This window comes from Pseudomonas sp. P65(2024) (assembly GCF_057480955.1).
The window spans coordinates 66655-88835 of sequence record NZ_JBLIYX010000019.1; the positions used below are offsets into that span (position 1 = coordinate 66655).

General features: G+C 63.0%; 18 protein-coding genes and 4 tRNA genes. 3 read left to right on the plus strand and 19 right to left on the minus strand.

Annotated elements, in window-relative coordinates; genetic code table 11:
• Positions 1–10: 10 nt before the first annotated feature.
• The 5 genes from AC25MA_RS21920 to sdhC form a co-directional block, all read right to left on the minus strand.
• Positions 11–2842, minus strand: a complete 2832-nt coding sequence (locus AC25MA_RS21920; RefSeq protein ID WP_028690458.1) for a 2-oxoglutarate dehydrogenase E1 component — start codon at positions 2840–2842, stop codon at positions 11–13.
• Positions 2843–3087: 245 nt separating this feature from the next.
• On the minus strand, positions 3088–3792 hold the full coding sequence (locus AC25MA_RS21925) for a succinate dehydrogenase iron-sulfur subunit (RefSeq protein WP_028690457.1): 705 nt from the start codon (positions 3790–3792) through the stop codon (positions 3088–3090).
• An 11-nt stretch (positions 3793–3803) separates the two neighbouring features.
• Positions 3804–5576 (minus strand): succinate dehydrogenase flavoprotein subunit, encoded by a 1773-nt coding sequence (sdhA, locus tag AC25MA_RS21930; RefSeq protein WP_028690456.1) that lies wholly within the window; start codon positions 5574–5576, stop codon positions 3804–3806.
• Positions 5577–5579: 3 nt separating this feature from the next.
• Positions 5580–5948 (minus strand): succinate dehydrogenase, hydrophobic membrane anchor protein, encoded by a 369-nt coding sequence (gene sdhD / locus AC25MA_RS21935; RefSeq protein ID WP_028690455.1) that lies wholly within the window; start codon positions 5946–5948, stop codon positions 5580–5582.
• Positions 5942–6328, minus strand: coding sequence for a succinate dehydrogenase, cytochrome b556 subunit (gene sdhC, locus AC25MA_RS21940; protein ID WP_088852917.1), 387 nt, complete (start codon positions 6326–6328; stop codon positions 5942–5944). The genes sdhD and sdhC overlap by 7 nt, the downstream gene beginning before the upstream one ends.
• A gap of 352 nt (positions 6329–6680) precedes the next feature.
• Between sdhC and gltA the strand changes: the two genes are divergently transcribed.
• The gene (gene gltA / locus AC25MA_RS21945) at positions 6681–7970 is read left to right on the plus strand and encodes a citrate synthase (protein WP_028690453.1); all 1290 of its coding nucleotides are present in this window, start codon (positions 6681–6683) and stop codon (positions 7968–7970) included.
• Positions 7971–8053: 83 nt separating this feature from the next.
• Here the strand turns inward: gltA and AC25MA_RS21950 are convergent, their stop codons facing one another.
• The 5 genes from AC25MA_RS21950 to AC25MA_RS21970 all read right to left on the minus strand — a co-directional run bounded on the left by AC25MA_RS21950 (position 8054) and on the right by AC25MA_RS21970 (position 13450).
• Entirely contained in the window at positions 8054–8659 is a 606-nt protein-coding gene (locus tag AC25MA_RS21950; protein ID WP_062363722.1) for an START domain-containing protein, read from the minus strand.
• Positions 8660–8692: 33 nt separating this feature from the next.
• Positions 8693–8947, minus strand: coding sequence for a YkgJ family cysteine cluster protein (locus AC25MA_RS21955; RefSeq protein ID WP_023628900.1), 255 nt, complete (start codon positions 8945–8947; stop codon positions 8693–8695).
• Between the two features lie 107 nt (positions 8948–9054).
• Positions 9055–9519 carry a hypothetical protein gene (locus AC25MA_RS21960; RefSeq protein ID WP_307944771.1) on the minus strand — a complete coding sequence of 155 codons (465 nt, stop codon included), beginning with the start codon at positions 9517–9519 and terminating at the stop codon, positions 9055–9057.
• 62 nt (positions 9520–9581) lie between these two features.
• On the minus strand, positions 9582–11024 hold the full coding sequence (locus tag AC25MA_RS21965; protein WP_028690450.1) for an aminotransferase-like domain-containing protein: 1443 nt from the start codon (positions 11022–11024) through the stop codon (positions 9582–9584).
• Between the two features lie 389 nt (positions 11025–11413).
• Positions 11414–13450, minus strand: coding sequence for an oxidoreductase (locus AC25MA_RS21970; RefSeq protein ID WP_486972381.1), 2037 nt, complete (start codon positions 13448–13450; stop codon positions 11414–11416).
• A gap of 206 nt (positions 13451–13656) precedes the next feature.
• Between AC25MA_RS21970 and AC25MA_RS21975 the strand changes: the two genes are divergently transcribed.
• Together AC25MA_RS21975 and AC25MA_RS21980 are read left to right on the plus strand one after the other, a co-directional pair.
• Positions 13657–14775 carry a nitrilase-related carbon-nitrogen hydrolase gene (locus AC25MA_RS21975; RefSeq protein WP_028690448.1) on the plus strand — a complete coding sequence of 373 codons (1119 nt, stop codon included), beginning with the start codon at positions 13657–13659 and terminating at the stop codon, positions 14773–14775.
• Between the two features lie 4 nt (positions 14776–14779).
• On the plus strand, positions 14780–15820 hold the full coding sequence (locus AC25MA_RS21980; RefSeq protein ID WP_028690447.1) for an AraC family transcriptional regulator: 1041 nt from the start codon (positions 14780–14782) through the stop codon (positions 15818–15820).
• Positions 15821–16024: 204 nt separating this feature from the next.
• Here the strand turns inward: AC25MA_RS21980 and AC25MA_RS21985 are convergent, their stop codons facing one another.
• From AC25MA_RS21985 to AC25MA_RS22025, 9 genes are all read right to left on the minus strand, one after another.
• Positions 16025–16888 (minus strand): DUF2242 domain-containing protein, encoded by an 864-nt coding sequence (locus AC25MA_RS21985; protein ID WP_486972382.1) that lies wholly within the window; start codon positions 16886–16888, stop codon positions 16025–16027.
• Positions 16889–17083: 195 nt separating this feature from the next.
• A tRNA-Asp gene (locus AC25MA_RS21990) sits at positions 17084–17160 on the minus strand.
• Between the two features lie 141 nt (positions 17161–17301).
• Positions 17302–17378, minus strand: a tRNA-Asp gene (locus AC25MA_RS21995).
• 83 nt (positions 17379–17461) lie between these two features.
• Positions 17462–17538, minus strand: a tRNA-Asp gene (locus AC25MA_RS22000).
• Positions 17539–17617: 79 nt separating this feature from the next.
• Positions 17618–17693: transfer RNA gene (locus AC25MA_RS22005), tRNA-Val, on the minus strand.
• Between the two features lie 260 nt (positions 17694–17953).
• Entirely contained in the window at positions 17954–18727 is a 774-nt protein-coding gene (locus AC25MA_RS22010) for an SDR family oxidoreductase (RefSeq protein ID WP_062363728.1), read from the minus strand.
• Positions 18724–19935, minus strand: coding sequence for an O-succinylhomoserine sulfhydrylase (locus tag AC25MA_RS22015; protein WP_028690444.1), 1212 nt, complete (start codon positions 19933–19935; stop codon positions 18724–18726). The genes AC25MA_RS22010 and AC25MA_RS22015 overlap by 4 nt, the downstream gene beginning before the upstream one ends.
• 15 nt (positions 19936–19950) lie before the next feature.
• Positions 19951–21456 (minus strand): amidophosphoribosyltransferase, encoded by a 1506-nt coding sequence (gene purF, locus AC25MA_RS22020; RefSeq protein WP_028690443.1) that lies wholly within the window; start codon positions 21454–21456, stop codon positions 19951–19953.
• Positions 21457–21498: 42 nt separating this feature from the next.
• Positions 21499–22053, minus strand: a complete 555-nt coding sequence (locus AC25MA_RS22025; protein ID WP_213883481.1) for a CvpA family protein — start codon at positions 22051–22053, stop codon at positions 21499–21501.
• Positions 22054–22181: the final 128 nt, after the last annotated feature.

A 22181-nucleotide genomic window follows, 5' to 3' on the forward strand; every position in this document is an offset into this window, starting at 1 on the left:
CGCGAAGGCGTTAGACAGTGAAGGCGTCTTGCAGCAGTTTTTCCTGCTGTTCGGCGTGCTTCGATGCGTAACCACAGGCTGGCGCGGCGGAAGCGTCGCGACCGGCGTATTCCAGGACCAGCGCCTTGTTGTGGCGGCCCAGGATACGGCGCATGTGGTGCTGGCTGCTGTACCAGGCGCCCTGGTTCATCGGCTCTTCCTGACACCACACTGCATGCTTGAGGTTGGTGTAAGGCGCGAGAATTTCGACCAGGTCGTCCTCAGGGAACGGATACAGCTGCTCGATACGCACGATGGCAATATCTTCGCGGCCTTCGGCACGGCGTTTTTCCAGCAGGTCGTAGTAGACCTTGCCACCGCACAGGACCAGGCGCTCGACCTTGGCAGGATCCAGGGTGTCGATTTCCGGGATCACGGTCTGGAACGAGCCATCGGCCAGGTCTTCCAGGGTCGAGATGGCCAGCTTGTGGCGCAGCAGCGACTTGGGCGTCAGCACGATCAGCGGCTTGCGCAGCGGACGGATGACCTGGCGACGCAGCAGGTGGTAGATCTGTGCCGGGGTGGTCGGTACGCAGACCTGGATGTTGTGCTCGGCGCACAGCTGCAGGTAACGCTCCAGGCGCGCGGAGGAGTGCTCCGGACCCTGGCCTTCATAGCCGTGCGGCAGCAGCATGGTCAGACCGCACAGGCGGCCCCACTTGTGCTCGCCGCTGGTGATGAACTGGTCGATCACCACTTGCGCACCGTTGGCGAAGTCGCCGAACTGGGCTTCCCAGATCACCAGCGCGTTCGGCGTGGTGGTCGAGTAGCCGTATTCGAAGGCCAGCACGGCTTCTTCCGAGAGGAAGGAGTCGTACAGCTCGAAGCGCGGCTGGCCCGGGAACAGGTTCTTCAGCGGCACGTAGGTGCTGGCGTCCTTCTGGTTGTGCAGCACCGCGTGACGGTGCGAGAAGGTGCCACGGCCGATGTCCTGGCCGGTCATGCGGATCGGGTGACCTTCGAACTGCAGGGTGGCGTAGGCCATGGTCTCTGCATAACCCCAGTTGATCGGCAAGCCACCGGCCTGCATCTTCTGGCGATCTTCGTAGATCTTCGCGACCTGGCGCTGAACGACGAAACCTTCAGGCAGCTCGAGCAGCTTGGCCGACAGCTCCTGCAGGGTCTTGAGGTCGAAGCGGGTGTCGTGACGCGCGGTCCAGGCATGACCCAGGTACGGACGCCAGTCGACGAACAGCTCGCGGTTCGGCTCCTTGACCAGGCTCTTGACCACGTGCAGGCCGTTGTCCAGGGCGTTGCGGTACTCGTCGATCTTTGCCTGGGCGCGTTCGGCATCGATGCGACCGGCGCTGATCAGTTGCTCGGCGTACAGCTCACGGGTGGTGCGCTGTTTGCTGATCTGCTGGTACATCAAAGGCTGGGTGCCGTTCGGCTCGTCGGCCTCGTTGTGGCCGCGACGACGGTAGCAGACCAGGTCGATGACCACGTCACGCTTGAACTGCATGCGGTAGTCGATGGCCAGCTGGGTGACGAACATCACCGCTTCCGGATCGTCGCCGTTCACGTGCAGGATCGGCGCCTGGATCATCTTGGCAACGTCGGTGGCGTACTCGGTGGAGCGCGCGTCCAGCGGGTTGCTGATGGTGAAACCGACCTGGTTGTTGATCACGATGTGCACGGTGCCGCCGGTCTTGAAACCGCGGGTCTGCGACATCTGGAAGGTTTCCATGACCACACCCTGGCCGGCGAACGCTGCGTCACCGTGGATGGAGATCGGCAGAACCTTGTCGCCAACGGTGTCGTTGCGGCGATCCTGGCGGGCGCGAACCGAACCTTCCACCACTGGCGAGACGATTTCCAGGTGGGAGGGGTTGAACGCCATGGCCAGGTGGACTTCGCCACCGGGGGTCATCACGTTGGAGGAGAAGCCCTGGTGATACTTCACGTCACCGGAGCCCAGCTCGTTCATCTTCTTGCCTTCGAACTCGTCGAACAGCTCGCGCGGGTTCTTGCCGAAGGTGTTGACGAGCACGTTCAGACGGCCACGGTGGGCCATGCCGATCACGACTTCCTTGGTGCCGTAGGAACCGGAGCGCTGGATCATTTCGTCCAGCATCGGGATCAGGCTTTCGCCACCTTCGAGGCCGAAGCGCTTGGTGCCCGGGTACTTGGTGCCCAGGTACTTCTCCAGGCCCTCACCGGCCGTGACGCGCTCGAGCAGGTGAGCCTGCACGTCGGCGGAGAATTCCGGACGGCCACGCACGCTTTCCAGGCGCTGCTGGAACCAGCTGCGCTGCTCGGAATCGACGATGTGGGTGAACTCGGCGCCAATGGTGCGACAATATGTCTTCTGCAGCGCTTCGAAAATTTCGCGTAGGCTCGCTTCCTCTTTGCCGATGAACAGGTCGCCGGCACGGAAGGTCGTATCAAGATCGGCATTGGTCAAGCCGTAGTGATTGATCGACAGGTCTACGGGCGCAGGACGCTGCCACAACCCCAACGGGTCGAGCTTGGCAGCCTGATGGCCGCGCATACGATAGGCCTGGATCAGTCGCAGCACTTCAACCTGCTTCTTCTCGTGTTCACTGCTCACGCTCCCGGCGGATACCGGTTGGGCGCGGCGCTGGTTCTTTGCCAGCAGTACGAAATGGTCGCGGATCGTCGAGTGCGATACATCGGTAGCGGTGCTGCCGTCGGCGGGCAACTTCTGGAAGTAAGTGCGCCACTCTTCTGGCACAGCGTTAGGGTCGTGCAGGTAGAGCTCATAAAGCTCTTCCACATATGCAGCGTTACCACCTGAAAGGTGGGCGCTATCCCACATGCGCTGCATCACGCTTTCTTGCATGCTTGGTCACCCTCGGTTAGGGGACTGATCGGCGAGAGCCACAGCAAACCTGGAAAAGTCCGAACACAGCGACTGAACCACGCCACCTGGATCCTGCTGATTTTCCGGGTACCAGCCCGGAAGCCCCTGCTGGTCTCATATCTTCATAGGTAATGAGCGCGGGCTTTGTGGGCCCTTGCTCGGGTTTTACCTCGGTGCGGGCTCACCACCCGCACCTCGGCTTACTGCAGGTACAACGCTTTGAATCAGGTACCGCTTTGCAGCAGCATGTTACGTACGTGACCAATTGCCTTGGTCGGGTTCAGACCTTTCGGGCAAACGTTCACGCAGTTCATGATCCCGCGGCAGCGGAACACGCTGAACGGGTCATCCAGGGACGCCAGGCGTTCCTGAGTCTTGGTGTCGCGGCTGTCGGCCAGGAAACGGTAGGCCTGCAGCAGTGCGGCGGGGCCCAGGAACTTGTCCGGGTTCCACCAGAACGACGGGCAGGAAGTCGAGCAGCAGGCGCACAGGATGCACTCGTACAGACCGTCCAGCTTGTCGCGATCTTCCGGCGACTGCAGGCGCTCGATGGCCGGGGCCGGGGTGTCGTTCTGCAGGAACGGCTTCACCTTCTCGTACTGCTTGTAGAAGATGCTCATATCGACGACCAGGTCACGGATAACCGGCAGGCCTGGCAGCGGACGCAGGACCAACTTGTTACCTTTAACGACAGCAGACAGCGGCGTGATGCACGCCAGGCCGTTCTTGCCGTTGATGTTCATGCCGTCGGAACCGCACACGCCTTCACGGCAGGAGCGACGGTACGAGAAGCCCTCGTCCTGCTCCTTGATCAGCGCCAGCACGTCCAGGACCATCAGATCCTTGCCACCGGTGTCGACCTGGAAGGTCTGCATCTTCGGCGCCGAATCGGTGTCCGGGTTGTAACGATAAACTTCGACTTGCAACATAGCGGCCACCCTTAGTAAGTCCGGACTTTCGGTTCGAAGGCAGGAACTGTCTTCGGCGCAAAGTTGACGCCACGCTTGGCGACGCGCTTCTCACCCGGGTAGTACAGGGTGTGGCACAGCCAGTTCTCGTCGTCACGGTCTTCGAAGTCTTCACGGGCGTGCGCGCCGCGGGACTCTTTACGGGCTTCAGCGGCAATGGCGGTCGCTTCGGCGACTTCCAGCAGGTTCTGCAGCTCCAGCGCTTCGATACGCGCGGTGTTGAAGGCCTGGGACTTGTCGTTGATCTTGACGTTGGCGATGCGGTCACGCAGGCCAGCCAGCTGCTCGATACCCTTCTGCATGTACTCGCCGGTACGGAACACACCGAAGTAGTTCTGCATGCAGCTTTGCAGCTCGCGCTTGAGGCTGGCGACGTCTTCGCCGGTGGTGCGCTCGTTGAGCTTGCTCAGGCGGTTCAGGGCAACGTCGATGTCGGTGTCGCTGGCATCGCGGTACTCGACGCCGTCGCTGAGCGCCTTTTCCAGGTGCAGGCCGGCGGCGCGACCGAAGACCACCAGGTCGAGCAGCGAGTTGCCGCCCAGGCGGTTGGCGCCGTGGACCGATACGCACGCCACTTCACCTACGGCGAACAGGCCCGGAATGATGTGGTCGTTGCCTTCGGCGTCCATGGTGATGGCCTGGCCATGAATGTTGGTGGCAACGCCGCCCATCATGTAGTGGCAGGTCGGGATGACCGGCACCGGCGCGACCACCGGGTCGACGTGGGCGAAGGTCTTGGACAGTTCGCAGATGCCTGGCAGGCGGCTGTGCAGCACTTCCTCGCCCAGGTGGTCCAGCTTCAGCAGTACGTGGTCCTTGTTCGGGCCCACGCCGTTGCCGGCGATGATCTCTTTGACCATGGAACGGGCGACCACGTCGCGGCCAGCCAGGTCCTTCGCGTTCGGCGCGTAACGCTCCATGAAGCGCTCGCCGTGGGCGTTGATCAGGTAGCCACCCTCACCGCGGCAACCTTCAGTGACCAGTACACCGGCGCCGGCGATGCCGGTCGGGTGGAACTGCCACATCTCGATGTCCTGCACCGGCACGCCGGCACGCAGGGCCATGCCGACACCGTCACCGGTGTTGATCAGGGCGTTGGTGGTGGAGGCGTAGATACGACCTGCACCGCCAGTGGCCAATACGGTGGCCTTGGACTTGATGTACATGGTTTCGCCGGTTTCGATGCAGATCGCGATCACACCGACGAAAGCGCCGTCCTGGTTCTTCACCAGGTCGACGGCGTAGTACTCGTTGAGGAAGGTGGTGCCTGCTTTCAGGTTGCCCTGGTACAGGGTGTGCAGCAGCGCGTGACCGGTACGGTCGGAAGCGGCGCAGGTACGGGCGGCCTGGCCACCTTTACCGAAGTCCTTGGACTGGCCACCGAACGGACGCTGGTAGATGCGGCCGGTCTCGGTACGCGAGAACGGCAGGCCCATGTGGTCCAGCTCGAAGACCGCGGCCGGGCCTTCCTGACACATGTATTCGATCGCGTCCTGGTCACCGATGTAGTCGGAGCCCTTGACGGTGTCGTACATGTGCCAACGCCAGTCGTCGTTCGGATCGGCCGAAGCGATGGCGCAGGTGATGCCGCCCTGGGCGGAAACGGTGTGCGAACGGGTCGGGAACACCTTGGTGACTACGGCAGTCTTGTGGCCGCCTTGAGCCAGCTGCAGCGCTGCGCGCATGCCAGCGCCGCCGCCACCAATGATGATGGCGTCGAAGGAAATCGTAGGAATGTTAGCCATGAATCAGATACCCCAGAGAATCTGCACACCCCAGACGAAGTAAGCGAACATCGCTACGCCGCATACCGCCTGGAACAGGAAACGAATCGCAGTCGCCGACTTGCCGAAGGACATCGGCGTCAGGTAGTCGGTGGCAATGGTCCACATGCCGACCCAGGCGTGAGCGCCCAGGGCAACGAGGGCCAGCAGACTGAAGATGCGCATCGCGTTGTTGGAGAACAGAGCGTGCCACTGGGCGTAGTCGATGCCCGGGTGGGCAGCGAGGTAGCCGATCAGGAAGATGAAGTAAGCCGCGAGAACGACCGCCGAGACGCGCTGCGCCATCCAGTCGTAGAGGCCCGAACGCGACAGGTTCGTGACGTTAGTTACCATACCCAAACTCCTGCCAGAACGATCAGCACCACGGAGATGACGATCACGATTTTCGAGCCCAGCTTGCCGCCTTCCAGCGTCTCGCCGATGCCCATGTCCATGATCAGGTGGCGCACACCTGCCACGAGGTGATACAGCAGGCCGGACAGCAGGCCCCAGGTCACCAGTTTGGCCAGCGGACTGGTCAGACACGCCTTCACCTCGGCAAAGCCTTCCTCGCCACCCAGCGACTTGCTCAATGCGTACAGCATGATGGCAAGGCCGAGGAACAGGATGACGCCGGAGATACGGTGAAGAATGGACGTGTACGCGGTGATCGGGAGTTTGATGGTCCTTAGGTCTAGGTTTACAGGTCGTTGGCTTTTCACGGCTTTTTTCACACTGAAGAGCCCCTAGCTAACAGGGCAAAGTTGTTGGTAAGTGTACTGGTCAGGTACCCACCACCCAGGAGAGCGACGACACCCAGCAGGGCGGGCTTGAAAGCCCCTGGGAGTCGGCTGCCGAGTATAGACAGTTAGGCTGCTTATGACAACGTGAGGGGCTCGCCCAAATAGCGCATTGCCTTTAGTGAACAAAAGGCGTAAACGGGCGAGAATTTCGTGAAAAACCAGGCCTCAGAGGGCGTTTCAACCAGCCTTTAGGCAAATTGACATTCGAATTTATCCCTCTATAGTGGTGCGGGCCCTGCGTGGGGGGTCTGTCTGATGATTTCAAGCATTAATAGGAGGCCACATGGCTGACAAAAAAGCGCAGTTGATCATCGAGGGCGCTGCCCCCGTCGAGCTGCCCATTTTAACCGGCACCGTTGGTCCCGATGTTATCGACGTCCGCGGGTTGGGGGCATCCGGCCACTTCACCTTCGACCCCGGCTTCATGGCGACCGCCTCGTGCGAGTCGAAGATCACCTATATCGACGGCGACAAGGGTGTCCTGCTGCACCGCGGCTACCCGATCGAACAGCTCGCCGAACAATCGGACTACCTCGAGACCTGCTACCTGCTGCTCAACGGCGAACTGCCGAATGCCGAGCAGAAGGCCCAGTTCGTCAGCACCGTGAAGAACCACACCATGGTTCACGAGCAACTGAAGTCGTTCTTCAACGGCTTCCGTCGCGATGCCCACCCGATGGCGGTGATGTGCGGCGTGGTCGGTGCCCTGTCGGCGTTCTATCACGACTCGCTGGACATCAATAACCCGCAGCACCGCGAAATCTCCGCGGTTCGCCTGGTCGCCAAGATGCCGACCCTGGCCGCGATGGTCTACAAGTACTCCATGGGCCAGCCCATGATGTACCCGCGCAACGACTTGTCGTACGCGGAGAACTTCCTGCACATGATGTTCAACACCCCGTGCGAGATCAAACCGATCAGCCCGGTGCTGGCCAAGGCGATGGACCGGATCTTCATCCTCCACGCCGACCACGAGCAGAACGCCTCCACCTCCACCGTGCGCCTGGCGGGCTCCTCGGGCGCCAACCCGTTCGCCTGTATCGCCGCCGGCATTGCCGCGCTGTGGGGCCCGGCCCACGGTGGCGCGAACGAAGCCGTACTGACCATGCTCGATGAAATCGGCGATGTTTCGAACATCGACAAATTCATCGCCAAGGCCAAGGACAAGAACGATCCGTTCAAGCTCATGGGCTTCGGTCACCGCGTGTACAAGAACCGCGACCCGCGCGCCACCGTGATGAAGAAGACCTGCGACGAAGTCCTGGGCGAGCTGGGCATCAAGAACGACCCGCAGCTTGAACTGGCCATGCGCCTGGAAGAGATCGCCCTCACCGATCCTTACTTCATCGAGCGCTCGCTGTACCCGAACGTCGACTTCTACTCGGGCATCATCCTCAAGGCCATCGGCATCCCAACCAGCATGTTCACCGTGATCTTCGCCCTGGCACGTACCGTGGGCTGGATCTCGCACTGGAAGGAAATGCTCTCCGGCCCGTACAAGATTGGCCGCCCGCGCCAGCTGTACACCGGCTACGAGCAGCGTGACATCGTTGAGCTGAAGGACCGCAAGTAAGCCTGTCGGCTGAACGCAAAAAGGCTGCCCTCGGGCAGCCTTTTTTGTTGCTTACGCGATTTTCCTCACGGCGGGAGCGGCCTTTAGTTCTTCTCGGCGCGCTCCTTCAACCCCTTGAGGGTATTGAACGGCGCATCGACCACGAACTTGTTGGCCAGCCACGACGGCACGCTGCCGCCCGGCTCGGTGTGCACCTGGTAGGTCACCTCGGTGCTGTCACCCTTGGGCACCAGCTTCCAGAAGCCTTCCACCTGGGCGACACGCACGAAGCCCTTTTCCTCCGGCAGATACTTCGGTTCCTCCTGGAGCTTGCGGGTCAGACTGCCATCGGCGTCCTGGACCGTGGTCACATGCAGGATCGAATCCCGTGGCGTCACCGGCCAGGGCGTGTTGAACTGGGTGTAGGTCCAGCTCTGGTCACCCTCGCTCTTGAGCAGCTTTTGCGACTTGCACTCGTGAATCCAGGCGCAGGCCCCCACCACATCCTCCTGCAGCGCCTTGACCTTGGCCAGCGGCGCCTTGATCACGGTCACGCCGCGATAGGCCTTGTATTTCGAGCCGGCCACCTCGCTGAGGGACACCTTGATCCCCTCCTCGTCCTTGGCCACCTGCCAGTTCTCAGCCCAGGCCGTCGGTGCCAGCAGGACGCCCATGCCACACAGCAGTGCAATACCTTTGATCGATCTCATCATCTTGTTCCTTGTTGTCGAGGATCCAACCTGTCACGCCGCCGTCATCTGCTCCAGCCACCCAATGATGCGAATGGCTTCGTCACGGTCGTTGCCACAGATGTCCGCTTCCGCCTTGAAGCCGCCACACACCTGCGGCCGTTCGGGCTTGCCGAACAGCGCACAGAGGTTTTCGACATTCAGATGCAGGCAGCGTTCTCCGGCCGGCTTGCCCTGCGGCATGCCAGGGATCGGCGAACTGATGGACGGGGCGATGCAGCAGGCACCACAACCCTCGCGGCATTTCATGACAACAGGACTCCCAGGAGCAAAACGGGACGAACGTCCCTGGATACTAACCGCTCAAACATATGTTTGAAATTGCCGGGCGGATGAAATCACCCGTGACCCGGCAGTCAGTTGCGGAATTCGAATTCGATGGCCGCGCCTTCCACATCCCGCCGACTGTCGTTGCGCAGCTGCAACTGCATTTCGTTGCTGATCAGCCGGCCGTTGAGCTGGAACGGACTGCTGTCGGATTCGGGCTTGGTGGGGAACATCGAGGGCAGCAGCGGCTTGCGCACCACCGGCCCGCCACCGAGATCCGGCTCGAGATGCTTGACCATGTCCTTTGGCAGGCTCAGGTCGACCTTCGGCTGAGGCAGCGGCTTGGTGACAGCCTTGCTGACAGGCCTGGCCTTCGGTTTGGGTTTGGGCTTGACCTTGGCTACCGGCTTGGCGGGGACCTTGGTGGACGCTTTGTTCGCCGGCTTGTGCACACCCTGCGCCCTGGCTGCTGGTTCGACAGCCTGCACCGCACCGGCCGACAGCCAGGGCAAGGCGAAACACAGGGCGATGACGAGAGGGCGAAGCAGGTTCATGGGCATCAGGAGCGCAAGCTGTAAAACGCGTATGCTCCCTGTTCCCGACACGTCTGACAAGCCTACAACAGCACGCCGTTCGGATCTCGGCACAATTGCTGGGCCAGCAGGCCCAGCGTCATCACTGCACGCTCTGCCTCGCGATTCCAGGGAATGCCGCAATTGAGGCGGATACAGTGGTTGAACTGCTCGGTATTGCTGAAGATCAGCCCAGGGGCGATGCTAATGCCTTGCTCCAGCGCCCGCACATGCAATTCCTGGGTATTGACCCGCCCCGGCAGACTAACCCAGAGAATGAAGCCACCGGTGGGCCGGGTCATCTGCGTGCCTTCCGGGAAGTGCTGCTGCACCGCCAGCTGGTAAGCGCTGAGGTTCTTGCGGTACTCCTGTCGGATGAAGCGCAAATGCCGATCGTAGCCACCATTCTCCAGGTAGGCGGCCACCGCCATCTGCGTGACGCTGCACGCCGAGTGGGTGGTGAAGGTCTGCAGGCGCTGGATCTCGTCTTGATAGCGCCCAGCGATCATCCAGCCGACCCTTACCCCCGGCGACAGGGTCTTGGAGAAGCTCGAGCAGTAGATCACCCGATCCAACCGATCGAACGCCTTGAGCGCCTTGGTGCGCCCCTGCTCGAACATCAGCTCGCCGTAGATATCGTCCTCCACGATCTGGATGTCGAAATCCGAGGCCAGGCGCAGCAATTGCTTCTGCCGCTCTTCGGGAATGGTGCCACCCAGCGGATTGCTCAGCCGCGCCGTCAGCACCAGGGCCTTGATCGACCACTGATTGGCGGCCAACTGCAGCGCCTCCAGGCTAATGCCGGTAGACGGATCGCTGGGGATCTCGATGACCTTGAGCCCGAGCAGGTCGGCCAGCTGCAACAGCCCATAGTAAGTGGGCGACTCGGCCGCGATCAGGTCGCCCGGCCGGGTCAGGACCCGCAGCGCCATCTGCAGGGCATCGACACAACCATGGGTCACCACCACTTCACGGGGATCGACCAGCACACCGGCATCGCGCATGCGGATGGCGATCTGCCGACGCAACGGCTCGAAGCCGGGGCTGAACATGTAGCTGAAGGCACGCGGGCTATGGAAGCGCGTCACCTTGGCCAGCTGCTGGTGCAGGGCGCGTACGGGCAGATAGTCGACATGGGGTACCGCCGCGCCGAAGGGAAAGACGCCATCGCGCCGCGCCTCGACCAGCACCTGCTGGATGATGCTGGCCCGGGTGACCAGGCCGGGGCGTTCGACCCGGGCAATATCCGGGGTCTGCGCCGTCAGCGCCGGGGTCTGGTGGACATAGTAGCCCGACTGCGGCCGGGCGCGGATCAGGCCCTGGTCCTCGAGATTGGCATAGGCCTGCAGCACGGTGGCGTGGCTGACATTGAGCTGGGCGCTCATCTTGCGTACCGACGGCACCCGCTCACCCGGCTGGTAGACACCCCGACGGATATCATCGGCCAGTTGCTGGGCAATACGCTGGTACAGCAGCAGGTTGGTCATGGCGTGTTCTCGAAGCGCGGACGGGATCGTTGTTCTTGTGCGACTCACTGCCGAGGCAGAATACCGTAACAGTTGCGAAGTGTACTGGGACAGATCGCAGAATAGTCAACAATACAGTCGCGTGACAGAGAAACGCTCGATGTTTGAGTCGGCGCGCCGACGAACGCACAGAATGGCGATGTCGTTCTTAGTCGCCTGTTGCCGTTGCCGTTGCCGTTGCCGTTGCCGTTGCCGTTGCCGTTGCCGTTGCCGTTGCCGGATACATGGAGTAAGTGGAGACTACTGGCAATGCTTCTTCAGTTACAGTCACTCACTGACAAGCCAACCTCCACAGGAAAGGTATATCACCACCTCAACTGTGAAAGTTGGCTAATCACCAATTCAAGCAATCACAGTTCCGCCGCCAACCTCGACCCTTGATTAATCGCCCGCTTGGCATCAAGCTCCGCCGCCACGTCAGCGCCACCGATCAGATGCACCGACTGCCCGGCCGCAACAAGGCCATCATGCAACTCGCGCAGCGGATCCTGGCCAGCGCAGATGACGATGTTGTCCACCGCCAGCAACTGCGGCTCGCCCTCGCCAACCCGCACATGCAGGCCAGCATCGTCCACGCTCAGGTACTCGACGCTGTTGAGCATCTGCACCTGCTTGTTCTTCAGCCCCGTGCGATGAATCCAGCCGGTGGTCTTGCCCAGGCCGTCGCCAACCTTGGTCTTCTTGCGCTGCAGCAGGTACACCTGGCGCGCCGGCGCATGAGGCTCGGCCTTGATCCCGGCCACACCACCACGAGCCTCCAAACGCGTATCGATGCCCCACTCCTTCCAGAACGCCTCGCGGTCCTGGCTGGTGGCCACGCCCTTGTGCACCAGGTACTCGGACACATCGAAACCAATGCCACCGGCACCGATCACCGCCACCCGCTCGCCCACCGGCTTGCGCTCCAGCAGCACATCCAGGTAGCTCAGCACCTTGGCGTTGTCGATACCGGGAATGGCCGGCGTGCGCGGAGCGATGCCCGTGGCCAGGATAATCTCGTCGAACTCGCCGGACACCAGCGCAGCCACATCGACACGGGTATTCAGGCGCAGGTCGACACCCGTGGACTTCACCTTGTTGCGGAAATAACGCAGGGTCTCGTAGAACTCCTCCTTGCCCGGCACGCGCTTGGCCACGTTGAACTGCCCACCGATCTCAGCGGCAGCATCGAACAACGTCACTTCATGACCGCGCTCGGCGGCCACGGTGGCGGCTGCCAGGCCCGCAGGACCAGCGCCGACCACCGCGATACGCTTGACTGCCCGTACCGGCAGGTAGTTGAGCTCGGTCTCATGGCAAGCCCGCGGGTTGACCAGGCAGCTGGTCAGCTTGCCGCCGAAGGTGTGGTCCAGGCAGGCCTGGTTGCAGCCGATGCAAGTGTTGATCTCGTCGCCACAACCAGCAGCGGCCTTGTTGACGAAGTCAGGATCGGCCAGGAACGGCCGGGCCATGGAGACCATGTCGGCATCGCCCTCCGCCAGCACCGCCTCGGCCACCTCCGGGGTATTGATGCGGTTGGTGGTGATCAGCGGGATTTTCACCGCACCGCGCAGCTTGGCGGTGACCTTGCTGAACGCCGCGCGCGGCACCTTGGTGGCGATGGTCGGGATGCGCGCCTCATGCCAGCCGATACCCGTGTTGATCAACGTGGCGCCGGCCTGCTCGATGGCCTTGGCCAGCAGCTCGATCTCGTCCCAGGTGCTGCCGCCCTCGACCAGGTCGAGCATAGACAGGCGGAAGATGATGATGAAGTTCGGCCCCACCGCTTCGCGTACCCGGCTCACGATCTCAACCGCCAGTCGCATGCGGTTCTCGTAGCTGCCCCCCCAACGGTCGGTGCGGTGGTTGGTGTGGGCGGCGAGGAACTGGTTGATGAAGTAGCCTTCTGACCCCATGATCTCGACGCCATCATAGCCGGCGCGCAGGGCCAGGCTTGCGCAGGTGACGAAATCGCGGATCTGCTTCTCGATGCCCTCCTCGTCCAGCTCCTTGGGCTTGAACGGGTTGATCGGCGCCTGGATGGCGCTGGGCGCCACCTGTTTCGGGCTGTAGGCATAGCGCCCGGCGTGGAGGATCTGCAGACAGATCTTGCCACCGGCGGCATGCACCGCCTCGGTGACGATCCGATGCTTGTCGGCCTCTTCCTCGGTGCTGAGCTTGGCCGCACCAGAGTACACGCCGCCTTCATCGTTGGGCGCGATGCCGCCGGTGACCATGAGCCCGACGCCACCACGGGCGCGTTCGGCGAAATACGCGGCCATGCGTTCGAAGCCGCCCGGGCGCTCCTCCAGGCCGGTGTGCATCGAGCCCATCAGGGTGCGGTTGCGCAGAGTGGTGAAGCCCAGGTCGAGAGGGGCCAGCAGGTGCGGGTAACGGTCGGTAGCCATGGATGGACTCCACAGGTGGCATGATCACGGAATGCGGGCGCCTCTGCCAGGTCTCTACAACAGCGTGGCGGGGCCCGTCGTTTGTCTGGGGTCGACATTAAACAGGCGTTTGAACACGCTCAATGATCGAAACTGACAACTTATTGATCCTGCTGTACAGCAGGACTACCCTAGGGCACTCCTACTGCCCAGTGCTGGACCGCTCCATGCGAAAACTGCTAGCCGGCGCCCTGGCGCTGGTCATCCTTGCCGCCCTCTGCGGCTACGGCTTCTGGACCCTGCAGCGTCCAGAAGGTCACTACCTGTCCGATCTGCGCATCGAGCTGGCCCTCAACCAGGGCGTGCCGGGCGAGCACGGCAACTTGCTGGGTGTCGAGCCGCTGCTGTATCCGGGGGACTACCAGAACCTCACGCGCCTGCACCGCAAGCTCTCAGCCTACCTGGAACAAGCCCGCGCCCAAGGCCTGGTCAATCCGCGCACCGTGGTGGTGTTGCCGGAGCACATTGGCACATGGTTGTGGGCCCGGGGCGAGAAGCGCGAACTGTACCAGGTCACCCGACGCAACGAGGCCTGGCAATGGCTGGAACTGAGCAACCCGCTGAGCTATGGCCTGGCGATGCTCGCCGCCAGCGGCGACGATCGCCGCTCGGACGCGCACCTGCGCATGAAGGCCGCGCAGATGGCCGCCGACTACCAGCAGGTGTTCGGCAGCCTGGCCCGGGAGTTTGGCATCACCCTGGTCGCCGGCTCCATCGTCCTGCCCGCGCCCTATGTGGAGAACGGCGTACTGCGCATCGGCAACGGTCCGCTGTACAACAGCAGTCTGGTATTCGCCAGCGACGGTTCGGTGCTCGGGCAGCCCCAGCACCAGCAGTACCCCGACAGCGAAAGCCGGCGCTACATCCACGACGGCCAGCAGCATCCGCTGCAGGTACTGCAGACTCCCGCAGGACGCTTGGGCGTGCTGATCGGCAGCGACAGCTGGTACCCCGCCAACTACCGGCAACTGACCGCGCAATCGGTGCAGCTGGTCGCCAATCCGGTGTTCCTCAGCGGCAAGCAGAGCTGGCAGGCGCCCTGGCGTGGCAACCGCCATCAGGCCCAGGCCGCCGATTTGCCCCTGCAGCGCGGAGCCGTCAGCGAACAGCGCGCCTGGCAGCAACTGCCCCTGGCCGCCAACGCCAGCACCCCGAGCATGAGCGTGTTCATGCGCGGCCAGTTCTGGGAGCTGGGCAGCGATGGGCAGGGTTTCGCCAGCCAGGGCGGCATGTTGTGGGTCGGCAACGACAGCCACGGCGCGCGCCTGCTCAACCTGTGGCTGTGACGACATGCCCCGCCCCCGCGTACGCCTGGGTGAACTGTCGGTAGGTTTCGTCCAGCCCCTGGCCGAGGCGCTGACGGCACTCGGTCACGATCCACACCCCCTGCTGCTGCGCTATGGCCTCGACGCCAGGCGCCTGGCCGAGCCGGGTGCGCGGTTGTCGATCCCGCGCTACATGCACCTGGGGCACGCGGCGATTGCCCTTTCTGCCGAGCCAGCGCTAGGCCTGCACATGGGCCGCCTGAGCCGCCTGGCCCAGGCCGGGCTCGCCGGCGTCGCCGCCGCCCAGGCCCCGACCCTAGGCGACGCTGCCCGCACCCTGCTGCGCTTTGAGCCACTGTATGCCGCCAACTACCGGGGCCAGTCGAGCTTTCACGAAGACGCCCAGGGCGCCTGGCTGCGGTTCTACTCCATCAGCCCCTACAACGACTACAACCGCTTCGTGGTCGACTCCCTGCTCGCTGGCTGGCTGGCCCAGCTCGGCGCCCTGGCGGCCAGGCCGGTGCAGGCCGAGCGCCTGGAAATCGAGTTCGACGCCCCCGCCTACGTCGCGCAGTACCAAAGCCTGTGCGCAGGCCCGGTGCATTTCGGCGCCACGGCCAACCAGTTGCGCCTGAGCCAGGCCACCCTGGCCCTGCCCAACCCGCAGCACTGCCCCAGCACCTGGCAACACCTGCTGCAGTTGTGCGAGGCGGAACTGGCCCAGCGCACCCGCGTGCGCAGCCTGGGCGAACGCATCACTCACCTGCTGGGGCCACTGCTGAACGGTGGGCGCGAGCCGGATCTGGAAGAAGTGGCGCGACACCTGCAACTGCCGACCTGGACCTTGCGCCGCAAACTGGCCGAGGAAGGCACGCGCTTTCGCAACCTGCTCAACGACACACGTCGCGATCTGGCCGAGACCTATATCCGCGACACGGAGCTGGCCTTCGGCGAGATCGCCTATCTGTTGGGGTTCGCCTCGGCAGAGGCCTTCCAGCGCGCATTCAAGCGCTGGACGGGGCTGACACCGGGGGAATTTCGCCGCCATCAGCGGCAGGTGGGTTAAAGCTCGGTGGCGTCGTCGGCCGGTTCTGGCAGGTCCAGTTCATAGGCCTGGAATTCGAGCAGTTCTTCCTGATAATCGTCCATCTTTACGCCCCTTCATTCATCGTTCTTCAGTCATTGCGCCAACCTAAGCCAGCGAAATGACAGAATGATTACAACCCTATGAACGATAAACGTAGCAGGCGCCCGGGAAGTTATCGACACGTCAGAGTGGCGCCGGCGCCTGCTCTGCGGCCGGCGCGTCCTGCTGTACCTGGATCGGAGTTGGCTCGACGGGCGGCGCGATGGGCTGCGAGCCCTTGCTATCGTCCACAATCGGGGCCGCCGAGGCTTCGCTGGCCGGTACGGGAGCCGCTGGAGCCGCGACAGCCGCGGCGGCAACCGGAGTCGGGGCCGGAGCCTCTTCCACGCTCTCGGCGACCGGCGCGGCAGGCTGCGGCGCGGGCGCCAGGGCAGCGGGCGCAGGCTCCGGCAAGCCCAGGTCGGCGGCCGGTTTTTCCACCTTTGGCTCGGCGGCAGGCTCGGTCTTCTCTGGCTTCTTCGGCTTCGGCAGGTAGCTTTCCACCAGGGCGAAGTATCGGTCGTAGAACTGTGCGGCGGTGACCGTTTCGCTGGCGACCTTGACCATGGAGTCGTCGGTGGAGCCGATCGGCATCGACACCGAACCCAGCACACCGACGCCAAGACTGGCGGAGGTGTTGGATTTCTTCAGGGTGTAGCGGTCCTGCAGGGCGTTGGCGAACATGGTCGAGCGCTGTTTGTCGCTCATGTCCGGCACGCAGGTGATGTTGAAGCTGATCTGCAAGTGGTTCTCGGCGTTTTGCTGGAAGCTCTTGTTGCCGGCGACCTGGTTGGCGTCGCTGCTGGTGATGATGTAGCCCTGACTGAGCAGCGCGCGCCGCGCCGCCTCGCAGGAGCCCGCCTCGCTGGTGGCGAAACTGCGGGAGAAGGTGCCCGAGTCATCGAAGTTCTCGTGCTCGTAGACGGCGGCCTTTTTCGAGGAACAGCCGGACACACCCGCCAGCACGAGGGCCAGCCCGAGCGCGCCATAGACGGTTGATCTAGACATTGCCAATTCCGGGAAGAAACGAATGGGGCGTATTGTGCAACACATCGATCAGTGGCTGAAACCATTGATCGGTGAAGACTCTGTCAGCTTGGTGTAAATCCTTGCCCGTGACCGTGCAAGGCGCTGAAATGAAAAAAGCGACCCTAAGGTCGCTTTTCGTAGCTTCAAGGTGTTCAAAGGGCCTTGAGGCAAAGATGGCGCAGCGGACGGGACTCGAACCCGCGACCCCCGGCGTGACAGGCCGGTATTCTAACCGACTGAACTACCGCTGCGTATCGTTCGGGCTTGCACCCGATTGAAACTGGGATCTGAGCTTTCAAGCGCTATTGCGCGAAAGCCAGGCACAAAAAAAGCGACTTTGATATCGCCTTTTCTGTTTTGCCTTGAGCGTTCATGGGGCTCTTGGCAGAAGATGGCGCAGCGGACGGGACTCGAACCCGCGACCCCCGGCGTGACAGGCCGGTATTCTAACCGACTGAACTACCGCTGCGTATCGTTCAGGCTTGCGCCTGATTGAAACTGGGATCTGGCCTTGTGGCCTCAGACCGGTGCAAGCACCCATCTGGAGAAAAATGGCGCGGCGGACGGGACTCGAACCCGCGACCCCCGGCGTGACAGGCCGGTATTCTAACCGACTGAACTACCGCCGCGCATAGCTGGACTTGCGTCCTGTTCCTCTCTGCCAACGTGTTTCTTTCGAAACCACTGGACTAGGAACGTCTCAGGAAGTGGTGGGTGATGACGGGATCGAACCGCCGACCCTCTGCTTGTAAGGCAGATGCTCTCCCGGCTGAGCTAATCACCCCCGCGATGTTGCTTGTTGCGTTTGCTTCGCTGAGGCCGCGAAATTTACGCAGGTACCGATGCTAAGTCAATACCCCCATTGAAGTTTTTTTCAAAAAGGGCGAAAAAGCCGGTTGCTCTTGCCGACCTCATCGCGGGGCAGGCCCGCTCCTGCAACCAGATGCTCACAGCGTGAGAGCGGGCTTGCGCCGCCACAAGGCCGGCACAACCGACAAAAAAGGGGCTATCGCCCCTTTCTCTTACATCTCAACAGGTTACAGCTCAGTTGTAGATCATCTTGCGGGTCATCCCACCATCGACCACGAACTCCTGGCCAGTGACAAACCCCGCCTGACGCGACAGCAACCACGCCACCAGCGCAGCCACATCCTCGACCGTCCCTACCCTGCCCGTCGGATGCTGGGCATGGTCGGCCTCGGTCAAAGGCTCGGCGCGTCGCTGCGAAGGGTCACGGGCATCGATCCAGCCCGGGCTCACCGCATTGACGCGGATCTCCGGCCCCAGGCTCATGGCCAGGGCGTGGGTCAAGGCGACCAGGCCACCCTTGCTGGCGGCATAGGCCTCGGTGTCCGGCTCGGACTGCCGGGCGCGGGTGGAGGTCAGGTTGACGATCGCGCCGCCATGGGCGCGCAGGTAAGGTGCGCAATGCTTGGCCAGCAGCATCGGGCCATTGAGGTTGACTGCCAGTACCCGGTTCCATTGAGCCAGGGACAGGCTTTCCAGGGTCTGGTTGTGCGGATTGGCGATCGCCGCGTTGCACACCAGCGCATCCAGCCGGCCGAACTGCCCGAGCACCTCGGACACCCCGGCACTGACCTGGGCCTCGTCGGCCACGTCCATGGTGATGAACCAGGCGTTATCGCCCAGGGCCTTGGCGACCTTGGTGCCGCGCGGGCGATCCAGATCGCTGAGCACCACCTGCCACCCCTCGCAGATCAACCAGGCGGCGATGCCCAGGCCGATGCCGCGGGCGGCACCGGTTACCAGGGCTACCCGGCCGTTATGGCCGGGTTCGCCACTCTTCCAGTCGATCACAGCGCCGCCAGGCCGCGGGCCAGATCGGCTTGCAGGTCGGCCACGTCTTCCAGGCCAACCGCCACGCGCACCAGGCTGTCACGGATACCCGCCGCCTCGCGCTCCTGTGGCGTCAGACGTCCGTGGGAGGTGGTGGCCGGGTGGGCGATGGTGGTCTTGCTGTCGCCGAGGTTGGTGGTGATGGAGATCACCCGGGTGGCGTCGATGAAACGCCAGGCGCCTTCCTTGCCACCCTTGACCTCGAAGCTGACCACCGCGCCGAAGCCGCTCATCTGGCGCTTGGCCAGTTCATGCTGCGGATGGCTCGGCAGGCCGGCATAGTGGACCTTCTCGATGCCGTCCTGCTGCTCGAGCCACTCGGCCAGCGCCTGGGCGCTCTCGCAGTGGGCGCGCATGCGCAGCTTGAGGGTCTCCAGGCCCTTGGTGAAGACCCAGGCGTTGAACGGGCTGAGGGTCGGGCCGGCGGTGCGCAGAAAGCCCACCACTTCCTTCATCTGCTCGCTGCGCCCGGCCACCACGCCGCCCATGCAACGGCCCTGGCCGTCGATGAACTTGGTCGCCGAGTGGAACACGATGTCGGCGCCGAGCTTGAGCGGTTGCTGCAAGGCCGGAGTGCTGAAGCAGTTGTCCACCACCAGCATGGCGCCACGGGCATGGGCGATCTCGGCCAGTGCGGTGATGTCCACCAGTTCGGCCAACGGGTTGGACGGCGACTCGACGACCAGCAGCTTGGTGTTGGCCTTGATGGCCTTTTCCCAGCCGTTCAGGTCGACCAGCGGCACGTAGTCCACCTGCACGCCGAAACGCTTGAAGTACTTCTCGAACAGGCTGATGGTCGAGCCGAACACGCTCTGCGACACCAGCACATGGTCGCCAGCACTGCACAGCGACATGACCACGGCGAGGATCGCCGCCATGCCGGTGGAGGTGGCCACGGCCTGCTCGGCGCCTTCCATGGCCGCCAGGCGCTCCTCGAAGGCACGCACGGTCGGGTTGGTGTAGCGCGAATAGACGTTGCCCGGCGTTTCGCCGGCAAAGCGCGCGGCGGCATCGGCGGCCGTGCGGAAGACATAGCTGGAGGTCAGGAACAGCGCTTCGCTGTGCTCGGCCTCCGGTGTACGGTTCTGACCGGCGCGCACCGCCAGGGTGTCGAAACCGACACCCTCGAGGTCACTGTCCAGTCGACCGGCATCCCATTGATCGGTCATGCCGTCGCTCCCAAATCAGTTGTTGTACAGGTCGATGATCGCGCTGACCGCCTGGTTCTTCACCTTGGCCAGGTCGTTACGGGCCTGCTCGATGCGATCGAGGTAGGCTTCGTCGATATCGCCGGTGACATACTCACCGTTGAACACCGCGCAATCGAAATGCTCGATCTTGATCTTGCCGCCACCAACCGATTCGATCAGGTCCGGGAGGTCCTGGTAGATCAGCCAGTCGGCGCCGATCAACTCGGCCACCTGCTCGGTGGTACGGTTGTGGGCGATCAGCTCATGAGCGCTCGGCATGTCGATGCCGTAGACGTTGGGGTAGCGCACCGCGGGGGCCGCGGAGCAGAAGTAGACGTTCTTGGCGCCGGCCTCGCGGGCCATCTGGATGATCTGCTTGCAGGTGGTGCCGCGCACGATCGAGTCGTCCACCAGCATCACGTTCTTGCCGCGGAACTCCAGCTCGATGGCGTTGAGCTTCTGGCGTACCGATTTCTTGCGCGCGGCCTGGCCGGGCATGATGAAGGTCCGCCCAATGTAGCGGTTCTTGACGAAGCCTTCGCGGAACTTGACGCCCAGATGGTTGGCCAGTTCCAGCGCCGCGGTGCGGCTGGTGTCGGGGATCGGGATGACCACGTCGATGTCGTGGTCCGGGCGCTCGCGCTGGATCTTCTCGGCCAGCTTCTCGCCCATGCGCAGGCGCGCCTTGTACACCGAGACGCCGTCCATGATCGAATCAGGGCGGGCCAGGTAGACGTGCTCGAAGATGCACGGCTGCAGTTTCGGGCTCTCGGCGCACTGCTTGGTGAACAGCTGGCCACCTTCGGTGATGTACACCGCCTCGCCCGGCGCCAGGTCGCGAATCAGGGTGAAGCCGAGCACGTCCAAGGCCACGCTTTCCGAAGCGATCATGTACTCGACGCCTTCGTCGGTGTGACGCTGGCCGAACACCACCGGACGGATGCCGTTGGGGTCGCGGAAGCCGACGATGCCGTAGCCGGTGATCATCGCCACCACCGCGTAGCCGCCGACGCAGCGGCTGTGCACGTGGGAAACCGCGGCGAACACGTCTTCCTCGGTCGGTTGCAGCTTGCCGCGCACGGCCAGTTCATGGGCGAACACGTTCAGCAGCACTTCGGAGTCGGAGTTGGTGTTGACGTGACGCAGGTCGGACTCGTAGATCTCCTTGGCCAACTGCTCGACGTTGGTCAGGTTGCCGTTGTGCGCCAGGGTGATGCCGTACGGCGAGTTGACGTAGAACGGCTGCGCCTCGGCCGAGGTGGAGCTGCCGGCGGTCGGGTAACGCACGTGACCGATGCCGATACTGCCGACCAGGCGCTGCATGTGGCGCTGCTGGAAGACGTCGCGCACCAGGCCGTTATCCTTGCGCAGGAACAACCGGCCGTCATGGCTGGTCACGATACCGGCAGCGTCCTGGCCGCGGTGCTGGAGGACCGTAAGCGCGTCATACAGCGCCTGATTGACGTTCGACTTACCGACGATACCGACGATGCCACACATGCGACGCAACCCCTACTTTGATGAAACTTGAGTGAAGAGCGCTCACGGCTTGGTCGGCCCGAGCAGCTGCTCCTTGAACGGAAGGTCAACGGGTGCGCTGACCCCACTGGACATCCACTGGCCGGTGAACCCGAGTATGAGGTTCTTCGACCAGTCGGCTACCAATAGAAATTGTGGTATCAGGCGCGATTCCTGCCACCACGGATCCTGTTGCACCGGCCCCAGGCTCAACAGCCCGACCGCCACCACCACCAGCAAGCCCCCGCGCGCGGCGCCGAAGGCCATGCCGAGGAAGCGATCGGTACCGGACAGCCCGGTCACGCGTATCAGCTCGCCGATGAGGAAATTGAGCATCGCCCCGACCAGTAGCGTGGCGACGAAAAGAATCGCGCAGCCGGCGATGACTCGCGCGGACGGCGTCTGGATATAGCTTTCAAGGTACTGCGAAAGCGACCCGCCGAACATCCAGGCCACCGCACCGGCGACAATCCAGATGAGCAGGGACAAGGCTTCCTTGACGAAGCCGCGCTTGAGACTGATCAGTGATGAAATGACGACGATCGCAATGATCGCCCAATCAACCCAGGTAAATGCCACGGTGTTGCCTGCCGACGTTTGAGGCGGCGCATTTTACCAGAGCCAGGGGTTTGGAGTAAGCGGAATGTCAGGCGTTTGAAGGGCTGCGGGCTGACTCTGGGGACAGCTTTGCGGGCTAGAAAAGCCGT